Consider the following 21,874-nt stretch of genomic DNA (forward strand, 5'->3'; position numbering starts at 1 on the left):
TTCTCCACCCGGCCCCGGGTGATCGCCGGATACACCGCGTCCCGGCCCATCCCCTCACCGATCACCGCATGCCCGGTGTCAACCGTCAACGACTGCGCCGCATGCACCGTCCCCGCATAAGCCAACCGCAAATACTGAGCGGCATAAGCAGCGGGGAAAAACGCCGTCACACCCTGCCCATCACGCCCCAACAGAAAGTGATCACCATTGCCATCCCGGGTCTCACCGACGATGGTGTAGACCTCCCGGTTGGTGACCTGCGCACACCGATGCCCCCCACGGGCACCAGCCGGGAGGTCCACCCGCACACTGCGGTCGTTGAGTCGAGCCTGGACCCGATCACCGACCGACACTGCCTGACCACCCGGTTCAACACCGTGCACCCGCCCGACCGGGGCCGGGTCGACACGACCGAGGCCGATCAGTTGCTCCCGCAACCGCCTCGAGAGCTGCGCGGCCTGCTCATTGCCCGCCACGATCAGCAACGACGAACGGCCGGCGACGGTGTCGGCCAGCCACGACCGCGACGCACCCGTCTCCATCTCCTCCACCGAGCCCGCGTGCAACCGACCCCGGGACAGATACTCCGCGACCGCCGCCGTGTCCCCCGCCCGAACCTGCAGTGACGCCGCCCTCTCCCAGTCCTGGGCGAACCGGTGCACCGTCTGCAACTCGACCACCGACGACGCCGTACCCACCAGTGGGAGAACAACCCGCCCGCACCGACCGCGCCCAACTGCTCCGGGTCCCCGGTCAACACGACCTTCGCACCCGCCTCAGCAGCAAGGCTCGTGATCAGGTGCAGATCGACGGTGGAAGTCATCCCCGCCTCATCGACGACCACCAGATCTCCCACGAAGAACCGATCACGGACCTGCCCGTCCTCTCCGGGGGTGAACCGCCCCGCGAAACACCGCAGTGTTGATCGCGTCGATGTGAGCGTCGGCGAGGTTGTTCGCCGCGATCTGCGACGTCGTCAACCCCCACACCCGCCCCCGACCTCACGGGACCACACCTGCGCCAGCGCCGACATGGTGCGCGACTTCCCCGCACCCGCCGGACCGACGACGACATCCCCTGCGACCCGGGAGGTCAGCACCGTCAAGGCGGCGTGGACCTGATCGTCGCTCAGGCCGTGCCCGGACAGCTCCGCCCGACCCCGCAGCCTTCCCAGGTGCCAGACCGACATCCAGCGGCCCCGACACCCGCGCGACCACGGCCTCCTCACGCCCGAGATGCGCCGCCGAGGTGTAACGCTCACGATGCGCCCCCCGCAGGACATACCCGCCGGCCCCGACCACCCTCGACCCGTCAGCGTCCACCGCCCGCCCCGCTCCCGGCGCAACCCATCCGGGATCGGCGCGGGCTCGGTCATCGACACCTGCACCACATCCGGTCGGCCCACCGCCTCCCGAGCAAGATCGAACAACGCCGCACCGCGTTCAGACTCCGACGCCCCCGCCAACCCGAGAACCTCCCACCGATCCCGACCTGCGCCTTGACCGCCAGGGCCAGGTTCCCGATGTCCCACACCGCATACCAACGCCGACACCCGCTCTACCGCCGCCGACAACACCGCATCCCGATCAACCGGCTCATCGACGCTGACACCGGCCACCCACCGCAGCTTCCGCAGCTCCCGACAACACCTCGACCGCAGCATCAGCATGCGCGCGCGCCCACCGCGCCAACGCCCGCGGCCCCGCATCGGCTGACTTCGGCGCACGCGTCTCCAACGACGCCAACCGCGCCACACGATGCAACACCGCAGCCGACAACTCCCCACCCCCAGCCCGCGCCGACAGCTCCGCTTTCATCGCCGCGACACGGTCCTCAAGCTGCTTCGTCGCGTCGACGCCGCATCCATCAACGCCTGATCGATCCCCGCGATCTCCCGGGCGAACCCATCCGGACGATCCCGCCACCCCACACCCAACTCAGCCGTCAAACGCTGCTCCAAGGACTGCTGATAGACCGCGTCCACCGCCTGCTTCAGCCCACGAAAAGACGCCCCATCCAACGCGCCGACCTTCCCCCCAGAAGTCGAGGTGCGATTCAGCAACGCCGCATGCGTGTGCAGATGCGGCTCATCCTCACGATTCGTCGAATGCGCCCACAACGACCACGTCGTCCCCGAACCCTGCTCGAACACCCCCATACCCGCCACCGACCGCGGACCCGAATGACGACCCGTCCTCGTCACCGCCACCCGCGCATCCGCAAACGACACCGCCGACTCCACCGCCGACTCATGCGCCCCACGAACCTTCTCCGCAGCCTCGGTCGCACCCGCCGCGATCAACGCCGCGTAATACACACTCACCGACTTCGGCGCCGCGAACACCCAGTCGTAATACGCCACCGACCGGCGCCCATCCGACTCCGCCGACCGACGGACCTCCTCCACCCGCTCCGCGCTTGGCGAGCCCTTCTCCCGACCCAGAGCCCGCTCGACACGCTGCTCCGCCGACAGATACTTCCGAGGCCGAGACCCAATGAACACCGGATCCCTCTCCGACGAATCCGGATGCCGCAACTGCCCGAACACCGCACGAACGTCATCCGCCGCGACCGTCTCGCCCGAGGCGAACGACAGGCCAAGCCCAGCCATCCCCGTACCGAACCAACGACCCGCCGACTCCCCCTGAGCCACCGCCTTCGCGTAATAACCAGGCCCGTCCACAGTCTCCCCCCGGGACTCGTGCGCGGCGCAACCCGACCCACGCACCAGGTACTCCACCGCACCCGCACCCACCGCGATCACCCGCAACACACCGGCCACCCTACCCCACCCAGCCGAAGATCATCAGATGATGCATAGGTCCTGTCCTTGACTTTGATCTTGGGGTGGGCTTCACTGTGCGCAGGCAGCCGGACCCACGGCGGCGTCACGGAGCGACTGCGGCCGGTCCGGATCGGAGTCGACGAGGGACGGCACACAGGAGGCACCGCGAGCCGGGGAGGTGGGCGTGGAGGAGGTGGACCCGGACGCATTCGCGGCCGCGCAAGCCGCCCGATTCACCGGCCGGCGGACTACGGATCGGCCGCTCCCCGATCACCCACGACATCGCCTGGAAAGGCTGGCTCGGTGACCTCACCCTGCCTATACCGGCCTGCAACCAGGGCTGGGCCGGACTCGCCGCGGCCAACGACCTCACCGCCACCGCCACCCCCGCGAACTGCCGAAAATGCGCACTCGTCACGAGGCGAACACGTTCCGCGCCCCCACTCCAAACCACCCTGTTCAACCTAGACACTCCCCGATAAAATCCGCGCCGAAACATTCGCCAGGCCAGCAGAAAAAACGACATAAAAACCCATTGAGAATCCACATCAACACACTGGCGACGACCCGCTGGAGAGTGGACGAAACACAACGGAATGCGAATGCATGCTCCAGATGGCGCACCTATAATGCGGGAAGGTGGATCCATATGATCCCCGGCAACTCCTGGACCAAGGACGACCTGTGGGGAGATGGGATCACCGGCGGATTCGACGATGGCCTGGCAGATGCCGACACCTGGGTCCGTCTCCAGGTTCTCGCGCTACGGGCGGATGGCTTAAGTACCCGTGAGATCAGCGAGCTCTTCAGTTTGGATCATTCCTACGTTGCGGCACTCTGGGCGCGCTCCGAGGAACTCGGCGAATGGAACCGCGCACAAAAGATCCGTTTCGTCCAGCAACTCAACAACAGTCACCGGATCGCGAAGATCAAAAAGGATGCGGCGACCTGGCCCCGGCCGACATCGCGCCGCCAGCGGCGGCAGCGCATCGTCGCCCTCTACGAACGCGGTCTGACCTGTCGCGCCATCGCTGACCTCACCGGTGACGGCATCGTCAACATCGCCCGCCACACCAGCAGCGCCGTCCGCCGCGGCGAGATGGAAGGCTGACAATCTCCAACACCTCGACCACCTCCGAGGTGCGACGAGCCGGCATGCCGCCGCCGCCGAGTTCCGTCCACAGAGCGCGCTGGAGTCCACGAGCCTTTTCCATCGTGTTTGTGCTGGTCAGCGGCGGGTTTCGATGCGGTTCAGGACGGTGATCGCGGCGGTGATGGTGTGCGCGCGGTGGGGACAGCAGCGGAACCGGTCCACCACGTGCCAGCGTTTGAGTTCGGCGACGGCTTGCTCGACCCGGCACCGGATCCGGGCGTGAGCACGGTTCACCGCTTTCTGGCCGGGTGACAGGCGCGGTCGGGTCCGGTGGCGTTTGTAGGGGGTCCGGACCGTGCCCCCGGCGCCTTGGTAGGCCTTGTCCGCCCACGCCTGGATGTTCTGGCTGGTGACAGCGTCCGGGCCCGCTTCCCACAGCTCGGGCTGGTCTGGGTCGACAGCGACTACGTCAACTCCGTGGACGCCGCTCTGGTGGCCTGGGCGCACAAGCAGGAGAACCTGGAGATCGTGGCCGTTCCGCAGAACGCGGCCGTGAAAGGGTTCCAGGTGCTGCCCCACCGGTGGGTGGTGGAGAGAACCTTTGGCTGGTTGACGAGGTGCAGACGCTTGGCACGGGACTACGAACGCAAGACCGCTCACGCCGAGGCAATGATCCAGTTCGCGATGATCCGGTTGATGGCCGCGCGGCTGGCTGGTGAGGAACTCGCCCCACCGACCAGCCCGGTCGAGATCGAAGCAGCCCGCCGGCTAGCAGAAGACCTCAAGGACTGACCGCCCAGGTTTCACAACACCCTCTCAGGGGGACGTCATGGTGGGCCGGGGTTATCGCCGCGCTGCCCGCGGCGGTCGGTCTGGTTCAGGGGTGCGGTCGCCGGCCTGTGAGACCGGTATCCGGACGCGTAACCCGACGAGCAGGCGTGGGCTCCACACCCGTTCCCGGGCCAGCCCGACCAGTAGCTTGTTCCGTCGTAGCCAGTCCACCGTCGCATTGACGCGGGGCTGCCCGAGCTCGGCGTGCAGCTCGGGTGTGACCTTCCCGTGGGCCCGCCCTGATTGCAGCAGCACCTCGACGACGGCCTCGGCTGCCTCCCGGGTTTCTGCTGCCGGAGCGAGGTGATCGAGCACGGTCGTGATCCGCGCGGCCAGGGTTTTCTGATCAGCTGAGTAGATCGGCGCAGCCGGCGGGGGCAGCAAGTCCAGATCCACCCGATACCACGCCAAGGCCCCCAGGCCGTCCGGCTTCTTTTTCTTCCTACCGGACAGGGTCCCGGTCATCGGTCCGGTCGGTTCCACGACCAGCAGCACCGCTGCACCTGGGACGTTCTCCCGCGTTTCCTCGATGTAACCGGACCACTGCGGCTCGATCGTGAGATCAGCGAGCGTCAGACCCGCTGTCTCGGCCAGCTCGGGGAGTCCGTCAAGGCCACCGGGGAGGTCGTGACGGGCGATGACCTGCAACGGCAGGCGGGCATCCCCGGCCGACGCGCGCGCCGCTACCGACGACCCGGCGCCCAGCAACACCGCCTGGGCCGCCGGCACCACCGCAGCCCGTTTCCTTCCGTTCCCCAACCGCCGCATCGACCCCGGCCCGAACGGGAACGACACCGGCGCAGGCCCGGACTCGGACTCGGACTCGGACTCGGACTGCATCGGGGCCTTCCTGTTCTCGGTGCTCATGCCGGTGGTCTCGTCGTCGGCCGGGGCCGGCGAAGCGGCTGTAGCGCAGCTGGTGGGCTACAGCGACAGTGCGTGCGGCGCCACCCCCGGTTCTTCGCCACGACCAGAGCGGCCTCGCCGTCACGTGGGTCGTCGTGATCGTAGGCATCAGGGTGACCGACCGGTTCACCGGCGCGGGCCCCGGTGGCCGGTGGCGGATCGCCACGCCGGGCACGACCCGGGGGACCGCTGCGTCGTGGGCAAGTCGACCCGGACCGCAGCCCGCGCTAGCGGGCGAGGACCGGAAGCGGCGCGGCAGCACCGTTCGTGCGCGGCGATAACGCGCGGCCGGGGGTGGGTGTCGGTGTTCAGCATGACGCCGCGGCCGAGCTGAGCCGTCGGGACCGCTGGTCGGCGAGTAGAGCGGTGATGTGTGCGAGGGCGCTCTGCCGGGTGCTGGTGGTGGTGTGGTCGGGGTCGTGGTCGGGGATGAGTCCGGTGAGTAGTGCGTGGTGGTCGCGGGCCTGGTTACGGGCCAGGGTCGTGTGGGCGTCTGTGTGTTGCTGGTCGGTGGCCTGGAGGGCGGTGGCGGTGAGTTGGGTGTGGCCGTAGGGCAGCCGCTGCGCGGCGGCGTGGCCGTGCCGGGCGGCGAGGCCGGCCCGGCGTTCGGCGTCGAGGTGTGGGGCGGTGAGGGGCCCGCCCGGGCCGGTCCAGGGTGCGAGGCGGTGGCGGAGCCACGCCGTAGGCCAGCGCACCTGGGAGGCGGGGCAGCGCTCGACCGGGCGTGTGGGTCCAACAGGTGTGGGCTCGGGTGTGGGCTGGTGTGCCAGGGCGTGACGTAGGTCGTTGTTGGTCCATCCGGCCCGCCAGAAGGGTTTCATCCGTGCCCGGATCGCCCGCGGGGACAACCGCGGGAGCAGGGGGTCGTCGCGGAGCTGGCGTGCGGCGGCGAGCATCTCCCCCCCGGTGCGCGGCACCCGGTCATCGAACCAGTCCCCGTAGCGGCGGGCCTGGTGGGGCGGCTCGGGCCGGACCGTCCGGGTCTGCCGCGACGGCCGCGTAGCGGTCCCGGCACGGCCGGCGGCCGGGTTGTGGATGATCGTTTTCGCGCGCGTGTGAACAGAACTCTTACCTTCGGTAAGAGTAAACCCCGTTGGGGTCCAACTTTCGCCGCGCAACGACCCCGACGGGGTCTCGGACGGGCCCGAGGAGAAGCTTTCGGAGGGGATGTCGCCGATCTCGGTGAGCGGGCGGTCGCGGTCGCGGTGCTTGGCGGTGTTCGACTCGGTGACCGCGTGGTCGGGCAGGCGGAGTTGGTAGACCGCTGCCCGGTTCCCGCGCCGGCCGTGGATCGCGGTCTGGAGCGGCCCGCGGTACTGCGGGGTCGAACCGGACTCGACCAGCAGCAACCAGCCCGCCTCACGCAGCTTCGCGAGCCAGGACGCGACCGAGGACCGTGCCCACCCCGACACCTCCTGCAACTGCGCCCAGGTCGGCCACGTGTAGTGATCTTCCCAGTCCGCACGGCGGGCGAGCTCGTCGAGCAGAAGATCCAAACGGGGACGGACATCACCACGCAGCTCCCGATACCAGGCCGAAGCACGGATCGCGCCCACCCAGTCCCGGGCAGTCCGCGGCAGGACCCCGGCGGCCTCGTCGTCACCGGCTCCGGGGTCAGCATCGCCGGTGATCGCCGCCCAGCAGTAGTCGCAGACGACCGAGTCCAGCACCGTGTCCCGCGCCCGTCCGGAACGACGCACACAACCCGTACACATCACCGGCGCCGCAGCAGCCGGCTCACAGACAGAACGCCAGCCGACCCCGGCCACCACGACCGCCGCAACAGCCAACTCCCCCGGAACGGGCACGGGCAGCGACCAGATCCCCTGGTCAAGACCGGACACCGACCACTGCGGACCGAAACCGAGAGGGCCGAGGGGGCCGAGAGGGCCGAGAGGGCCGAGAGGGCCGAGAGGGCCGAGGGGGCCGAGGGGGCCGAGGGGGCCGAGCATGCGCTACCCTTTCCCTCGGACGGCGAGATGAATAGCCATCCGAGCGTTGGTTGGCGCAGCGCCTTTTTCCTTGGAAATGGTGGGGGCGCTGCGCCCGTTCAATTATGTAGCCTCACATACACAGAGAGTATCGGGTCGATGCAGGCCCGCCCGCATGGGGCGGCGTCGACCGACCCGGCGAGAACCAGCTATAGTGGAATTTTTGGGTGCCCTGCGTGAGGTTCGACCTGCGCGCACAGTCGATCGGCTTGCCACGGCGCACCCCGACCGGCTGCGCCGGTATCGATAACCCGCCACCGCCAGAGTCGCCAGCGGCGTCTTGGAACGCCTAGCACGACCACGCCCAGCGCGGCCACGGCCATCAGCAGTGTCGCCGCCCGACGGTCCCCGACCCACCGCTGCGCCGGTCTCCGTCTGTGTGTCGGGTTCATCCGGTTCATCATGTCGGGGACGCCTCGGCGGGTGCAGCCGTGGCCGCCACCGTGGTGGCCTGGTAGCGGCCGCGGGCGACACGCGCGATCCGTCCCTGCCCGATGAGTGTGTCGAGGGCGTCGTGCACCGCGGCCTTCGACGCCGCCGCCGCCGCGACCAGCTCGGCGGTCGCGGTCGTGCCGCCCTCGATCAGGGCGAGGACCTCGGCCTGCACCGGTGACACCCCACCCGCACCCGCCGGCGCAGGTGCAGGTGGGGTGTCGGCGGTGGCGGTGCGGGTTCCCCAGGACGGCTGCGGGCTGCGCCGAAGCCCGCCCCGCCCGCTCCCAGCCCCGGCTCCGGCTCCGGCAGCGCCGCCGTCGGTGAGGTGGTGGGTGCCGCCGAGGCCGCCGATCTGCCAGCGCCCGTTGATGGCGGGGCCGAGGACGGTGGTGATCGCGGCGGTGTCGAGTGGGTGCAGGTCGGGTTGGGTGAAGTGCCGGTCGAACGCGGTCGACACGGTCAGCTCGGGTGCCGGCCGGCCGGTCGCGGTCATCCGGGCGGCGTCAGCGTCGCTGGGGAGCCAGTCCCAGCGGACGGGTGCGTCCAGGTGGGCGTGGACGGCCATCCCGGGGACCGGGCGTCGTGGCCGGGCGTCGTCGAGGGGGAGCTCGTTCGGGTCGAACACCAGCCCGGGTACGAGGTCCGAGGAGGATTTGGAGTTGGTGCGGAACGCGATGACCTGGGAGGCGAACGCCGACCGGGCGTGGTCACCGCCCCAGGCGGCTTGTCCTTGGGACTGGTTGCAGCCGACCACCCACACGCCGAGCGCGCGGACGGTGTTCACGGTCTCGGTCCACAACGCGGCGGTGGTCGGGTCGTGGGCGACGAAGGAGTACTCGTCGTGCAGGAACATCCACCCCGGCATCTCGACACTGGGGAAGATCAGGTCCGAGCCGAGCTGCGCGGCGATCCGGGCGCGGGCGGCCAGGATCACGCCGATCAGCCTCGGCAGGGCGAGGACGTTGTGTTTGCCGATGACCGCGACCCGGGCGCGGGTGGCGAGGGCGGTGGAGGAGTTCCCTTTCGGGTCGGCGTAGAGCAGGTTGAGCACGCCGGTGGACAGTGCGGCGGTGGTCAGGATGTTCGTCGCCCCGGACTTCCCGCCGCCGGTGGAACCGACGATCATCGTCGGTACCGTCCCCGAGTCGTTCCACATCACGACGTCGACCTCACCGGTCCCATCGACCGACCGCCCCACACCCTGGATGAGTCCGTCGTGCACGCGCGGCACGGTGAAATAGCGGGTGTCGGCGACCGGGTCGGTGTGGATGACCGTCAACCGCGCCCGCGCGGCGCTCTCCCCGGCTGCGGCCGGGGCGAACAGGACTCGGTCGGCGGGCTCCCCGAGGCCACCGGCGAGGCGGACCCGGTGGGTGAGCAGATCGGCGACGGTGTGCACACCACGAGCCAGGACGACGTCGAACGTCGTCGTGTAGGGCCCGTCGACACGGTTCGTCAGCCTCGACCCGGGGACCTTCCCGGTTTTGGAGCCGTTGGTCTGCGCCCACGCCAGGCAGTACCGGTCGTGTTCGGGGTCCGGCGGGGCGAGCGCCGGCAGCTCGGATGACGTCAACGGCACGACCTGTGGGCCGAGCGGATGGGCCCGCCACCAACGGGTGCCCAGCACGGTCGTGCCGAGGACTGCGGCGGCGCCGAGCAGCGGCGACGGGCCCGTCGTGGCGAGTGCGTGGGCCAGAACTGATGCACCCGCACCACTCACACACAACTCAGGCCACCACCGACCGACATGGGATCGGTAACGGGCTGCGCCCAGCACGGCCGCAGCGACCGGGAGCGCGGCAGCCGGGCCGGCGAACACTCCCGGGTCTGTCGTGGCGCCGAGCGCGGCGGCGGCGGCGCCGATCCAGTGCCCGCCCATCCCGACACCACCACCAGCGGCGGCCGGGATCCAGGGCCAGCGCCGACGACTGTTCCGATCCGCGACCAACACCCGCCGCGCGTTCTCGCACCGATCATCACCACCGACCTCCAGCGGGGCGCCCCGGTCACCGGTCGGGACGACGGCGGCCTTCAACCGCGACCAGAACGCCGCCGCATGGGCACCTGACGACGCCGTCTCGCCGGCGACGTCACCGCGGTCCTTCTCCCGGGCTGCCGCCCGCTCGGCGGCGAGCCGGGCGGCGTGCTCGAACCGCGTCCGCCGCGTCACCACCGACGACCGGGCCATGAGGATCCCTCCTTGATCTTTCCGCTGGTCAGGACGGTGTTCCAGGACAGGTGTTGAGAGAGGCTGATGGGGCCGGAGCACCCGCCAGGTCAGGTGTGGCCGAGGGATGTCTTCGACGCCCGACCGATCATGTGGTGGGTGGTGTGGGCGTCGGCGACGATCTGCCCACCCACACCGACCCGCTCGGCCACGGTCGACAACGAGTCGATGACCGCGGCGAGCTGGGTGCCTGCGACCTCGAGGGCGTCGAGGCCGACCCAGCCGTGGGATTCGAACTCGTCGGCGATCACCCGGTGGCCGGCGATGAGCTGTTCCAGATCGGTGGCGGCGTCCCGCAACGCCGCCGCGATGTATTCGTGGTTCCCGTCACCATCCAGTACTGCCGTCATGGGCTTCTGCTCCGTTCCTTCTGGCGTGTGCGCTTGTCAGCGGGTTAGAGGACGGCGTGTGGGCCCGGCACATAGGGCGCCGCCTCGTAGGCGTCCCGGCCCTGGTCGCCCTGGGCGCGCATCTGCCCGGCCAGGTCCCGATACGACGCCTCAGCCGCGGCCAGCCCCGTCAGCGAGTCCGTGAGCGGGCCGGTGACCTGGCCGCCCCAGCCCTGACCGGCGAGCCGGTCGACGAAACCCGACAGCTGGGACTGATACAGGCCGCAGGCCTCCGCCGCGGCGGTCAGCCGGGCGACAGCGGTCTCATACATTCCGTGACCTCCAGAAGCAGTAGTCGTGCTGGTCGTCGCCAGGATCGGCGCGGCCGGACCCGGCGAGGTGGTCGGATCGGTGTCGTCGGTGTCGGTGCCGGTGTTGTCGACACCGTCCGGGGCCGGGCCGGGAACCGGTGTGTCCCCGGCCGAGGTGGGCGGGCCGGGATCGTCTGTTGCGGTCACCGCTGCACCACCTGCGACGGCCGCCGGGCCCGTCCCGGGCCGTCGTCGTCCCCACGGCTCCGGCACCGCCCTGCCCGCCCGATCAGTCCGGCCACTCGAGCCGACACCGGTGGTGAGGCCGCGGGCCTGGGCCCAGCGGGCCCGCGCTCGATCCGCCCGCTCCAGCCGCCGCCGCTGGGTGGCGCGCCACCGCTCATCCCGGCCGGGGGCGGTGGCGTCGTACCAGGCCCGCCGCCGCGCCGCACGATGCTCGGCCCGGTGCTGCGCGGCCCGACACGCCTCGGTCCAACGAGAGGCGACCAGGAGCCCGAACGCGCCCCGCCCGACCGGACGACCCGACGGGGTGCGGGCGCCGCCGCCGGCGTCGTGGCGCATCCGGGCCCGCGCGAGGCCGGGTGGTTCTTTGCCCGCGGTGTAGGCGGCGGTGTCGGTGCGGCCCTTGGTCACGAAGAACGCCACCACGACACAGGTCAGGAAAAACGCCTCCACCCGACCCACCTCCTTCCTTCTCTAGCGCCGTATCGGCACACAGCTAGAACTTGCGGTGTCATCAGGTGAGGGATGCGGCGAGGGCGGCGATGAACGCATCCGCTGCCGGGTACAGGCGCGGGACACCGGCCAGGACGGTCCCGACCAGGGCCAGGGCGGCGACGACTATCAGTGACTTCGACCGGGTCGCGGCGGTGATCCCCGACCCCCGCAGACGGCTGTAGGCCCACAGCCCGGCGGCGGCCGCGACCGCACCGACCGCACTGACTCCGACCAGCTGGGCGGTGGCCTGCCCAGCACCGGCCAGCGCCCCGCCGGACAAGTTCTGGAACAGGGCGCCGAACCAGCCGGCGGAGGCGCCGCCGACACCGAACCCGCCGACCACCGCCAGGACGGCGGCGACCTTCTCCCAATCCACGCCCTTACCGGGCACATCCAGGAAAACCAGCAGCACCGCGAGGATGAGTGCGAGGGCGCCGAGCGCGGGCATCGACGACGGGATGAACATCGACCACGACATCACCCACCGCCCAGGAAGCCGAGGACGAGTAGAGCGATGACGATGATCGTGATCACGAAGCCGGATGGTTTGTCCCGGATCACGTTGCACAGCCAGTCCAGCGGGAACACCACGGCCAGGGCGGCCAGCGTCAGCGCCGCGTGCACGCCGTGGACCAGTGGATTTTGCGATGTGGTCCAGTCCCCGGTACGCGAGTACGCCCAGGTCTGGGCATACGAGGGCGGAGTCTGGTTCCACCGCGGCCGGGCCTCCACCACATCACGGACTACGTCGATGAGGCGCTGGTCCCATGGCGCCAACGGCGCCACTGCCGCGGCCGGCTCGTCGACGGCCCTTGGACCGTCCGGGTTCGACCTTCCGGGAGCGGGCGCGTCGACGACGTAGAGGCCGGGCCGGGCCGCTGGGGCCTCGTCCTGCTGGTCAGAGATCGGCTGAGGCACGACGACCACCCCCCACCTTCTGCCAGTGACGGCAACGGCCACAGGTCCGCGGCGGCGTGCCGCCATCACGCGGCATCTCGAACGACCGACCGCAGAGCGCACATCGGGCGCGGACATGCATCACGACTCACCACCTGCGGCGGTGGCGGCGGCGTGTCGCTGCTCGCGGCGAGCCTGGCTGCGGGCAGCGGTGCGCTGCTTCGCACGGATCGCAGTCTCCGCCGCACGTTCCTGCGCGGTGTGTAGTTCGCCGAGTAGGTCGGTGAGGTCGTCGGTGATCTGTTCCAGGCGTCGCCTGATCTCGGTCGATTCGGCCAGCGGGCGGGTGACTGCGGCCGGGAGCGCGGCGCGGACCGCGGCCAGCGCCGCCGTGGCTCGATCGATGGGTGTGGTGGCGCGGCCGTAAGCGGTGAGGAACTGGGCTCGTTGGGTCTCGACTCGCCGCAGGATGGTGTGCGCGATCCGCGCCCGCGACACCGGGCCGGCAGCAGCCCTTTCGGTAGCCGTCGCGGTGGTAGGTGCGGTCATGCCGCCACCGCCGGCCGTGCCGCCGCGACACGGATCTCCGCGTGCCGGGTCGTATCACGCTCGGTGGCGGTGGTGCCGCCCCATATGCCGTCCTGGCCTGTCGCGCTCGCCCAATCCCGACACAGGACACGGACCGGGCAGCCGGTGCACACAAGCCGGGCCTGCAACACGCCCAGCTCAGAGACCGGGAAGAACACCTCCGGGGCGACACCGACACAGTGCCGCCCCGGGTGCGACGACAACTCCGGCGGGACCGGGACTACAGGTCCCGGATCGTCATCAAAGACAGGACTACGCTCGACCACGTGGGTCTCCTCCTTCATGCAGGTGGTGACTCGCAGGCCTCGGTGGGGCGCTACCCGCCGAGGCCGCCTGAACCTTATTGACTCTCGACCCTCACTGACTCATGACTCATGACTCATCTTGGCTGAGTCTCGCGAGGGAGTCAAGCTCCCTGTGGGCAGTGCTGCTGGAGGCCGAAGCGCGAGTGATCCCACTGGCGAATCGGCAACAGCACGCCGCGACGAGGACGAGGCCCCACGCCGTTGAACCCAGTGGGGGCCGGGGACCAGCGGGGTCGCGGCACGAAGGAGATCCGGCGCCGACGAGCACAGCGTGGTCGTGATCGATGAACTCGGCGAATCGGTCGAGGCGTCCGGGATGGGCACGGGTGCAGGTCACGTCGTGTCCACGACGAGTCCCGCGACGGGCTCGTTCGCCAGCAAGAAGATGAGCGAGATAGCCCTCGGTCGAGGCCGCGACAGGGAGCACCCCGGTGTAGGTGACAGGATCAGACACGCAGGACCTCGGTACGGAAGTGGCGATCTGCTCGGCTGACCCAAATGAGAAAACAGGCGAACTCAACCAAGTAAGCGAGGTAGGCATTTTCAATGGCGCGCCCTGTAACGCGAAACCATTTGGGCGACTTGCTGCGACGGCAACGCCTTACGTCTGGGCTGTCCGGTCGAAGCCTCGCCGCAGCAATCGGCCATAGCCAGTCTGGAGTCGTCCGAATCGAGGCAGGGAAAGCGAAGATTTCGCCCGAGCTGCTTCAGAAATGGCTTCAGGCGACCGGTGCGTCACAGGCTGATCGCGGCCAGATAGAATCCCTCTTCGGTGAATTAGTGAAGATGGAATATGGCGTCAGAAGCGCAGGCGCAACAAGAGGGGGGAGGAAGGGAGTCCTCGCGACACTGGAAGGATCTGCCTCTGAGATCTGCGTATGGCAGTTCACTAGCGTTCCAGATCTACTGCAAACTGGAGCCTACGCACGCAGCGTGCTTCTGATGTCCGCGGGCGATTCGGATCGTGATCTGGACAGGCAGGTGGCTGAACTTATCTCGCGACAGGATATTCTCTACACGCCCGGGGTAGTTTTAAAAGTAGTCGTGAGCGCGCGGGTCCTAGGCGCCCGATTTGGGAATCCGTACGTGATGGTCGACCAGCTAGACAGAATTGCATCTCTCGTTCGACGAAACAGGATCGATCTTTCTGTTCTTCCGTCAAACGTCGAGGTGGGTGCGAATCACGGATCTGCGGGGGGTATCTACTTCGGATCACACATGAGTCCCGGCGGACTGGCGCTTTCGCTCGGTGACCGCTCACCGGAGAGCGACCCGTCAGTAGTGCAGCGCCTGAAGGATGACTTCACCTGCTACCAACGGAACAGCTTGCGGGGCGAGCGGGCAATCACTGCCGTCGAGGACATCGCTCGTCGGCTAGCGGTCGAGGTTGGCCCTCCCTGAGGTTCGTGACGGTGAGTGAATGTCCGCTTGTCTAGCTGAACAGCAGGTCGAGCGTGCTAGCGTGTGTCCTACGCGTGGGCGTGCACGCGCACGCGTAGGACGCCTAAGGTCTACCGCTTGTCCAGCCTTTGTCCAGTAGTTTGTCCAATCACTGGACAAACACAGAACGTGATGTCCCGAGCTCCGAGCTCCACCGAGCTCCCCGAGCTCCGAGCTCCACCGAGCTCCCCGAGCTCCGAGCTCCACCGAGCTCCCCGAGCTCCGAGCTCCACCGAGCTCCCCGAGCTCCGAGCTCCACCGAGCTCCCCGAGCTCCGAGCTCCACCGAGCTCCCCGAGCTCCGAGCTCCACCGAGCTCCCCGAGCTCCGAGCTCCACCGAGCTCCCCGAGCTCCGAGCTCCACCGAGCTCCCCGAGCTCCGAGCTCCACCGAGCTCCCCGAGCTCCGAGCTCCACCGAGCTCCCCGAGCTCCGAGCTCCACCGAGCTCCCCGAGCTCCGAGCTCCACCGAGCTCCCCGAGCTCCGAGCTCCACCGAGCTCCCCGAGCTCCGAGCTCCACCGAGCTCCCCGAGCTCCGAGCTCCACCGAGCTCCCCGAGCTCCGAGCTCCACCGAGCTCCCCGAGCTCCGAGCTCCACCGAGCTCCCCGAGCTCCGAGCTCCACCGAGCTCCCCGAGCTCCGAGCTCCCTCCACCGAGCTCCCCGAGCTCCGAGCTCCACCGAGCTCCCCGAGCTCCGAGCTCCACCGAGCTCCCCGAGCTCCGAGCTCCACCGAGCTCCCCGAGCTCCGAGCTCCACCGAGCTCCCCGAGCTCCGAGCTCCACCGAGCTCCCCGAGCTCCGAGCTCCACCGAGCTCCCCGAGCTCCGAGCTCCACCGAGCTCCCCGAGCTCCGAGCTCCACCGAGCTCCCCGAGCTCCGAGCTCCACCGAGCTCCCCGAGCTCCGAGCTCCACCGAGCTCCCCGAGCTCCGAGCTCCACCGAGCTCCCCGAGCTCCGAGCTCCACCGAGCTCCCCGAGCTCCGAGCTCCACCGAGCTCCCCGAGCTCCGAGCTCCACCGAGCTCCCCGAGCTCCGAGCTCCACCGAGCTCCCCGAGCTCCGAGCTCCACCGAGCTCCCCGAGCTCCGAGCTCCACCGAGCTCCCCGAGCTCCGAGCTCCACCGAGCTCCCCGAGCTCCGAGCTCCACCGAGCTCCCCGAGCTCCGAGCTCCACCGAGCTCCCCGAGCTCCGAGCTCCACCGAGCTCCCCGAGCTCCGAGCTCCACCGAGCTCCCCGAGCTCCGAGCTCCACCGAGCTCCCCGAGCTCCGAGCTCCACCGAGCTCCCCGAGCTCCGAGCTCCACCGAGCTCCCCGAGCTCCGAGCTCCACCGAGCTCCCCGAGCTCCGAGCTCCACCGAGCTCCCCGAGCTCCGAGCTCCACCGAGCTCCCCGAGCTCCGAGCTCCACCGAGCTCCCCGAGCTCCGAGCTCCACCGAGCTCCCCGAGCTCCGAGCTCCACCGAGCTCCCCGAGCTCCGAGCTCCACCGAGCTCCCCGAGCTCCGAGCTCCACCGAGCTCCCCGAGCTCCGAGCTCCACCGAGCTCCCCGAGCTCCGAGCTCCACCGAGCTCCCCGAGCTCCGAGCTCCACCGAGCTCCCCGAGCTCCGAGCTCCACCGAGCTCCCCGAGCTCCGAGCTCCACCGAGCTCCCCGAGCTCCGAGCTCCACCGAGCTCCCCGAGCTCCGAGCTCCACCGAGCTCCCCGAGCTCCGAGCTCCACCGAGCTCCCCGAGCTCCGAGCTCCACCGAGCTCCCCGAGCTCCGAGCTCCACCGAGCTCCCCGAGCTCCGAGCTCCACCGAGCTCCCCGAGCTCCGAGCTCCACCGAGCTCCCCGAGCTCCGAGCTCCACCGAGCTCCCCGAGCTCCGAGCTCCACCGAGCTCCCCGAGCTCCGAGCTCCACCGAGCTCCCCGAGCTCCGAGCTCCACCGAGCTCCCCGAGCTCCGAGCTCCACCGAGCTCCCCGAGCTCCGAGCTCCACCGAGCTCCCCGAGCTCCGAGCTCCACCGAGCTCCCCGAGCTCCGAGCTCCACCGAGCTCCCCGAGCTCCGAGCTCCACCGAGCTCCCCGAGCTCCGAGCTCCACCGAGCTCCCCGAGCTCCGATTCGCCGTAAGCGGCGGCGCGCGCCGCATCGGCCGCGGCGGACATGAGGGTGTTGATGAACGTGGTCAACATCTGACGGAGCAGATCCGGACTCGCCTGGGCCAGCTGCTCGTGCGGGAAACGGGTCGGGTCAATACTCGACCGGGGTCATCGCGTGGTCTTTATTGATTGTCGTGAAAGGTCTTCAAAAAAATCATGCGGGGCTGCCCTGCTCCAGGCTCTGACTGTCACCGGGCCGGTCGCACACCACCCTGGTGGATGCCATTCCGAGCGGTGACATTTGAGCGGTTGGTGGAGTTGGCGGGGATGTCTCGGTCGGCGGTTCAGGTGTGGGTGGGATAATGCTGATCAGGTGGGGCTGTCGCGGGCGCCGTAGGTGCGTGAGTATCGTGAGCGGGTAGCAGCACGCCGCGTCGAGGATGAGGGCCTGTGATGACTGTTCGAGATTTGCCTGCTGGTGCTACGGATCGCTGGGCGCAGCATGCCCGGGAGCGACGTGCAGATCGCGTTCTGGACGCGCAGTTGACTCAGGACGCGGCGGCCGCGGCGCAGCAGCGGCGGATCGTCGCAGACGATGCCCGAACGGAACGTCGCCGTAATGCCCGTATGGCTGCGTCACAGTTCAGCGCGGAGCAGCGCCGGGCCCGGGGCGAGGCGCGGCGGGCGGCGCTGGCGCGTGTGGCGGGGTGGGTGGATGCGCATGTGATCGAGTTGTTGATTTACCCGATCGCGGTGTTGTCTTTCGCTTTGGCTGCTCCGGCAATGGCTGCTTATGGGGCTAGGATTTTCGGGGCTGGCGGGTTTTTGCTGGCGGGTATCACGGAGCTGGGGATGTGGGCGTTCGCGATGGCGGTGGTCACCGCGCGACGTCGGTATCCGGAGCGACCCGTGGCCGGGTTGCAGGCCGGAGTGGTCGTGTTCTCCCTCGGCGCGGCCGGGATGAACCTGCTCCACGGTCTGCACAAGGCCGGCGGGGGATGGGAGACCGGTGCGGTGATGGCGGTCGTGTCGGTAGCGGGGATTGTCGCCCACCAGTTGACTCTTGCTGGGGCGCCGCGGTCGCGGGCGGAGCGTCGCTCGGCGCGGTTGGCGGCGCGGGCCGCGGCGAAGTTGGACCGGGCTCAGCATGCTGCGGTCCGGGACGCAGCCACCGTGATCGACACCGATGGTGGTGCCCGTGTTGTGTACCGGGCCGGCACCTATCGGCTCCGGCGCCGACGACTCGCGATCGAGGCCGACCTGCCGTTGACGGCCGAGATGCCCGAAGCGGCGGCTCCCCCGGCTGTCGGGGCCAGCACGGGTCACGGGTCCACCGCAGCCGCCGGGCCGGCCGACGGTGTCGCTGCCGAAGTCGTTGCTGGGCCGGACCCCGTTGGCCGGGCTACAGCGGAACGTGTTGCTCCTGAAGCTGCGACCGATAATGATGGTGAAGTCGCTGACGAGATGACGGCGGTGATTCCGGTGGTTGAGCCGGTTGAGCCCGCACTAGTCGTAGAGGACACGGGCACGACGAAGCTAACCCAGGCCGAGATCCTCCTGTCCGAGGCGTGGACACGGGGAGAAGAGCCGTCGTTGTCCGAGGTGGACCGATTGATCGACGGGAACCGAACTGCGACCAAGGCCAAGCGGAACCTGCGTGTCCGGGGTGTCTTGCCTCCGTCTGAGCGTGCTGCGGCTTCGGGGAAGAGTGGCTGGCGTCGGGAGGCGGGCCAGTCTTTGGCGGGTGTGAGGCCGTTCCCGGGGGCGCCGGGGAAGCTTGCGTGATGAAGCGGGGCTGTAGGCGTTCGTGGTCGGCAGCGGTCTTCGGTGCTGTGGTGCTGGTGCTGGCTGGGTGTGTCGTGTCCGATGGTCCGCTTCCTGTCGGTACTGGTCCGGTTGGTGTGCCGATGCCGCGGGCGTTCGACCCTCCGAGCGATTTCGGTGCTCCGACGGTGTGGATGAGCCGTGTGGAGGACGCGCCGGTCCCGATGGTGCATGTTCTCGACGGTGTGGCGGGCTGGCGGGCGGACGCTGAGGGGCTGACCCGTGTCGATTTCCTCACTCACACCGTCCACCCGGGTGTCCGGCCGGACAATCCTCTCGGCGGCGGTCTGGGCGATCGCCGCGGCGGCGATCTGGCGGTCGATGTGCTCGGGAACCCGGTTGTGGCCGACACTGCGCTTGGGCGCATTGTTCTGGCGGCGTTCCCAGTGGAGGTCCCGGCTGCGGGCACGTCGCCGACTGGGCACGGTGTCGAGCTGGTCGCCGTGGATTCGGCGACCGCGACGAAACGTCTCTCAGTGACTGTCCCGGTCCCGGCACTCACTCCCGGTTCTGGTCCGGGGATCGGGTGGAGCTCGGTCCTCGGTGTCCACGACTCGTTGGTGTTGGTCTCGGCGACCAGCACCGCCGGGGGCTTCGTCGCTGGGATCGATCTCGTTTCTGGTGTAGTCGTCTGGACTGTTCCCGCGATGGTCGGCCTGATGATCGTCGGCGACACCGTCGTTGTGAAACACGGTTCGGGGCCTGATACGGATGTGCGGGGTTTGTCAGCCGTCGATGGCACCCAGCGGTGGGAGGGGGTCGAGTCCGGGGCTGTTAACCGGATCGGTGACCGGCAGGTGCTGGTCGGGACCCCGCAGCGGGGCAGCGCAGTGTTTGATGCTGTGACCGGCTCCGAGGTCGTGAGCTCATTGTCCGGGCGGTTGGCCGGCTGGCGTTGTCTCGATGACGGCGACAGCGTGACGGTGTGTCAGGTTTCCCAGAATGCCAAGCCTTATGCGGTGCTGGGCTTCGACAGGACTGGTGCCGAACTGTGGCGGATCGTCGACGAGCCTGGCAGTACTCGGGTACCGCCGATGGTGACTGCGGTCTAGCATGGCGCTGTTTACGGCTATACCTGGGGTTCGGATGCTGGCCTTGTTCTTGACGCCCGCACGGGTGCGGATCGTACCCCGGCTGCGACCGCGGCACCGATACTGGTCAACGAGTACTTCGGGATCGCCCCTGCTCCGCGTCCGAAGAGCTCGGGCTTCAGCAATGACCAGCGTGGGTTCTCCGAAACCGTCGCGGTCCCCGCGATCTCCTGAGCTGCTGCGTTTCCTGGGAAGGTCTGTTCTGCATGTCGTCGCACCATCCGGCGTCTGACTCGTGTGCCTCAGGTGGTCCCGGTGGTGTGGGTGGTAGTCGGGGCGATCAGGACGTTTTGGTGTCGTTGGGTGCTGATTTGGGGCGGGTGTCGGCGTTGTTGTCGGCGCAGTTGCCGCGGATCGAGAAGCTCGAAGCTGCTGTTGGGGCGGGTGAGGTCGAGGCTGGGCTGGGCGGGTTTCGGCCGGTGGCGTGGGCGGAACTCGATCCGTCCGCCGCTGCGGCGGCGTGGGATGAGCTCGGTGTGTGGGTGCGGGACGTGCTGACCCCGACGGTGGAGCCGTCGGTGCGGCAGGTCCCGCCGTGCTGGCCGGTGCACTCGTGGGGCCGTGAGACGTTGTCGTGGCTGCATGGCGCTTATCGGCAGGCTTATGGCCCGGCCGGGTCGGGTTTCCAGGTTGCGGAGTGGCATACCCGGTGGGTGCCGCACGCTTACGCCGCGTTCGAGGCACCCGAGGCAGCGCAAGGCGGGTTCTGCGCTCGGCAGGAGCATTCTCCTGCTCCGGGAGCGGATCGTGGGCGACGTCTGCGGGTTGAGGACTGGCAACGGTGGTTTGACCGCGCCCGCGCCGCCGACCTCGAACATCGCCGCCCCGCCGGCACCGCGCAGGCGGCGGCTGGTCCTCGGGCGGGTGAAGGTGTTCCTCAGGTCGGGTCAGCGGGCCTCGGCTGACACATCGGCTCGATGTGGGATGCGGTAAGCAGTCCGGGTGAGTAACGCAACGATGACGGGGCAGGTCAGGACACGTTCGGGGCGGTCGGTGGGGCTCGCGGTGTCCGCGGTGTCCGCGGTGGTGCTGCTGGCCGGGTGCGGCGCCGGCGGTGGTGGGCATCCGGCGGTGCCGCCGACCCCGGCGCCGGCTGCGGTGCCGACGACGACTCCGGTTCCGGTGGACAAGGCGAAGTTGGTCACCGATTTCTACACTCAGGCGTTCGTTCACCGTGATGTCGCGGGGGCGGCGCAGACCTATGTCGCGGAGAACTACATCCAGCACAATCCGCAGGTCCCGAACGGTCGGGCGGCGTTCGTGGACACGATGGGCCCCTATGTCAAGGACAGCGGGGTGACGTTCCGGATCGGGCAGGTGGTCGCTGAGGGCGACATCGTCGTGGTCCACGCGGAGTCGACGGAGAAGGACGGGAAACGGTCTGCGATCGCGGACTTCTTCCGTGTCGAGGGCGGGAAGATCGTCGAGCATTGGGATGTCATCCAGGCCATCCCCGGTGATACCGCGAACGGTAACCCGATGGTCCCCGGAACCACTCCCTCGCAGGCCCCAGGACATCCGTAAAGGCGTTCCCGCTCACCTCGGGCGAGGTGAGCGCGGCGTGGCCGCTCCGGTAGTGGGGAACCGGCGCGCTCGGCGGGCGCCGCTGATGGGGCTGGGGTGGCTGGGGTGGCGGTCGTCGTGGGTAGTGAACTGGAGGTCGTCGCCGCCGATGACCATGCTGGTGAGGCGCTCGATCTCGGTGGTGGTGAACTGGTCGGGCAGCGCGATCGGGAGCAACCGGAATCCGTCGCGGAGGGTGTTGAGCGCGGTCGCGAGCCCGGCGACGTTGTCGCGTGCAGCGACGTCGACCTGCACGGTGAGGACATGACGGTTGTGGCTCCAGCGGGATGGGTTGAGGATCACCTCGGCGACCGCGCGGGACAGAACACCGCGGTGTAGCAGCCCGGTGAAGTGATCGGTGAGCACCGCCGCTGCCCGGGAAAGGTCCTTGCCGGGCAGGTCAAAATCCTGGCGGGTGATGACCAGCACCTCACGAGCC

18 protein-coding genes and 3 pseudogenes are annotated in these 21,874 nt (G+C 69.2%); 7 read left to right on the forward strand and 14 right to left on the reverse strand.

Going from position 1 to position 21,874, the window contains the following annotated elements:
* A pseudogene (locus Ae717Ps2_RS40600) lies at nucleotides 1–1,708 on the reverse strand (ATP-dependent RecD-like DNA helicase); the annotation flags it as partial.
* Between the two features lie 105 nt (nucleotides 1,709–1,813).
* The gene (mobF, locus tag Ae717Ps2_RS29635) at nucleotides 1,814–2,773 is read right to left on the reverse strand and encodes a MobF family relaxase (RefSeq protein ID WP_075334451.1); all 960 of its coding nucleotides are present in this window, start codon (nucleotides 2,771–2,773) and stop codon (nucleotides 1,814–1,816) included.
* A 661-nt stretch (nucleotides 2,774–3,434) separates the two neighbouring features.
* On the opposite strand from mobF, the gene Ae717Ps2_RS29640 reads away from it, so the two are divergent.
* The gene (locus tag Ae717Ps2_RS29640) at nucleotides 3,435–3,896 is read left to right on the forward strand and encodes a hypothetical protein (protein ID WP_075334452.1); all 462 of its coding nucleotides are present in this window, start codon (nucleotides 3,435–3,437) and stop codon (nucleotides 3,894–3,896) included.
* A gap of 117 nt (nucleotides 3,897–4,013) precedes the next feature.
* Here Ae717Ps2_RS29640 and Ae717Ps2_RS35600 read toward each other — a convergent pair whose 3' ends face one another.
* A complete protein-coding gene (locus Ae717Ps2_RS35600; RefSeq protein ID WP_158071569.1) occupies nucleotides 4,014–4,385 on the reverse strand; it encodes a transposase family protein in 372 nt (123 codons plus the stop codon).
* Here Ae717Ps2_RS35600 and Ae717Ps2_RS40605 point away from each other — a divergent pair.
* Nucleotides 4,299–4,670 (forward strand): annotated as a pseudogene (locus Ae717Ps2_RS40605) (transposase); the annotation flags it as partial. The gene Ae717Ps2_RS35600 and the pseudogene Ae717Ps2_RS40605 overlap by 87 nt on opposite strands.
* A 51-nt stretch (nucleotides 4,671–4,721) precedes the next feature.
* Here the strand turns inward: Ae717Ps2_RS40605 and Ae717Ps2_RS29655 are convergent.
* From Ae717Ps2_RS29655 to Ae717Ps2_RS29695, 9 genes are all read right to left on the reverse strand, one after another.
* Nucleotides 4,722–5,576, reverse strand: coding sequence for a hypothetical protein (locus tag Ae717Ps2_RS29655; protein WP_075334453.1), 855 nt, complete (start codon nucleotides 5,574–5,576; stop codon nucleotides 4,722–4,724).
* A 347-nt stretch (nucleotides 5,577–5,923) separates the two neighbouring features.
* On the reverse strand, nucleotides 5,924–7,315 hold the full coding sequence (locus Ae717Ps2_RS29660) for a hypothetical protein (protein WP_143510630.1): 1,392 nt from the start codon (nucleotides 7,313–7,315) through the stop codon (nucleotides 5,924–5,926).
* 691 nt (nucleotides 7,316–8,006) lie between these two features.
* Nucleotides 8,007–10,229, reverse strand: a complete 2,223-nt coding sequence (locus Ae717Ps2_RS29665) for a hypothetical protein (protein ID WP_075334455.1) — start codon at nucleotides 10,227–10,229, stop codon at nucleotides 8,007–8,009.
* Between the two features lie 89 nt (nucleotides 10,230–10,318).
* Nucleotides 10,319–10,618 (reverse strand): hypothetical protein, encoded by a 300-nt coding sequence (locus Ae717Ps2_RS29670; RefSeq protein WP_143510633.1) that lies wholly within the window; start codon nucleotides 10,616–10,618, stop codon nucleotides 10,319–10,321.
* A 44-nt stretch (nucleotides 10,619–10,662) separates the two neighbouring features.
* The gene (locus Ae717Ps2_RS29675) at nucleotides 10,663–11,604 is read right to left on the reverse strand and encodes a hypothetical protein (RefSeq protein WP_075334457.1); all 942 of its coding nucleotides are present in this window, start codon (nucleotides 11,602–11,604) and stop codon (nucleotides 10,663–10,665) included.
* A gap of 61 nt (nucleotides 11,605–11,665) precedes the next feature.
* Nucleotides 11,666–12,124: a hypothetical protein gene (locus Ae717Ps2_RS29680; RefSeq protein WP_075334458.1), complete on the reverse strand. Its 459-nt coding sequence runs from the start codon at nucleotides 12,122–12,124 to the stop codon at nucleotides 11,666–11,668.
* Nucleotides 12,124–12,564 (reverse strand): hypothetical protein, encoded by a 441-nt coding sequence (locus Ae717Ps2_RS29685; RefSeq protein ID WP_143510635.1) that lies wholly within the window; start codon nucleotides 12,562–12,564, stop codon nucleotides 12,124–12,126. Before Ae717Ps2_RS29685 ends, Ae717Ps2_RS29680 begins: the two co-directional genes overlap by 1 nt.
* A gap of 120 nt (nucleotides 12,565–12,684) precedes the next feature.
* Nucleotides 12,685–13,092 carry a hypothetical protein gene (locus Ae717Ps2_RS29690; RefSeq protein WP_143510637.1) on the reverse strand — a complete coding sequence of 136 codons (408 nt, stop codon included), beginning with the start codon at nucleotides 13,090–13,092 and terminating at the stop codon, nucleotides 12,685–12,687.
* Complete coding sequence (locus tag Ae717Ps2_RS29695) at nucleotides 13,089–13,415, reverse strand: WhiB family transcriptional regulator (RefSeq protein ID WP_083702629.1); 327 nt, start codon at nucleotides 13,413–13,415, stop codon at nucleotides 13,089–13,091. The genes Ae717Ps2_RS29690 and Ae717Ps2_RS29695 overlap by 4 nt, the downstream gene beginning before the upstream one ends.
* Before the next feature lie 567 nt (nucleotides 13,416–13,982).
* On the opposite strand from Ae717Ps2_RS29695, the gene Ae717Ps2_RS29700 reads away from it, so the two are divergent.
* The gene (locus Ae717Ps2_RS29700; RefSeq protein WP_083702630.1) at nucleotides 13,983–14,837 is read left to right on the forward strand and encodes a Scr1 family TA system antitoxin-like transcriptional regulator; all 855 of its coding nucleotides are present in this window, start codon (nucleotides 13,983–13,985) and stop codon (nucleotides 14,835–14,837) included.
* A gap of 2,141 nt (nucleotides 14,838–16,978) precedes the next feature.
* Here the strand turns inward: Ae717Ps2_RS29700 and Ae717Ps2_RS40610 are convergent.
* A pseudogene (locus Ae717Ps2_RS40610) lies at nucleotides 16,979–17,113 on the reverse strand (IS256 family transposase); the annotation flags it as partial.
* Nucleotides 17,114–17,410: 297 nt separating this feature from the next.
* Between Ae717Ps2_RS40610 and Ae717Ps2_RS29705 the strand changes: the two are divergent.
* The 4 genes from Ae717Ps2_RS29705 to Ae717Ps2_RS29715 all read left to right on the forward strand — a co-directional run bounded on the left by Ae717Ps2_RS29705 (nucleotide 17,411) and on the right by Ae717Ps2_RS29715 (nucleotide 21,396).
* Nucleotides 17,411–18,742 carry a hypothetical protein gene (locus Ae717Ps2_RS29705; protein ID WP_143510639.1) on the forward strand — a complete coding sequence of 444 codons (1,332 nt, stop codon included), beginning with the start codon at nucleotides 17,411–17,413 and terminating at the stop codon, nucleotides 18,740–18,742.
* Between the two features lie 173 nt (nucleotides 18,743–18,915).
* Nucleotides 18,916–19,833: a hypothetical protein gene (locus tag Ae717Ps2_RS29710; RefSeq protein WP_143510641.1), complete on the forward strand. Its 918-nt coding sequence runs from the start codon at nucleotides 18,916–18,918 to the stop codon at nucleotides 19,831–19,833.
* Nucleotides 19,834–20,165: 332 nt separating this feature from the next.
* Nucleotides 20,166–20,777, forward strand: coding sequence for a hypothetical protein (locus Ae717Ps2_RS37555; RefSeq protein WP_158071570.1), 612 nt, complete (start codon nucleotides 20,166–20,168; stop codon nucleotides 20,775–20,777).
* A gap of 118 nt (nucleotides 20,778–20,895) precedes the next feature.
* Nucleotides 20,896–21,396, forward strand: a complete 501-nt coding sequence (locus Ae717Ps2_RS29715; RefSeq protein WP_158071571.1) for a nuclear transport factor 2 family protein — start codon at nucleotides 20,896–20,898, stop codon at nucleotides 21,394–21,396.
* Nucleotides 21,397–21,408: 12 nt separating this feature from the next.
* On the opposite strand, the gene Ae717Ps2_RS29720 is transcribed toward Ae717Ps2_RS29715, so the two are convergent.
* Nucleotides 21,409–21,864: a hypothetical protein gene (locus tag Ae717Ps2_RS29720; protein WP_143510643.1), complete on the reverse strand. Its 456-nt coding sequence runs from the start codon at nucleotides 21,862–21,864 to the stop codon at nucleotides 21,409–21,411.
* Nucleotides 21,865–21,874 lie beyond the last annotated feature (10 nt).

The organism is Pseudonocardia sp. Ae717_Ps2 (assembly GCF_001932475.1).
Taxonomy (GTDB): domain Bacteria; phylum Actinomycetota; class Actinomycetes; order Mycobacteriales; family Pseudonocardiaceae; genus Pseudonocardia.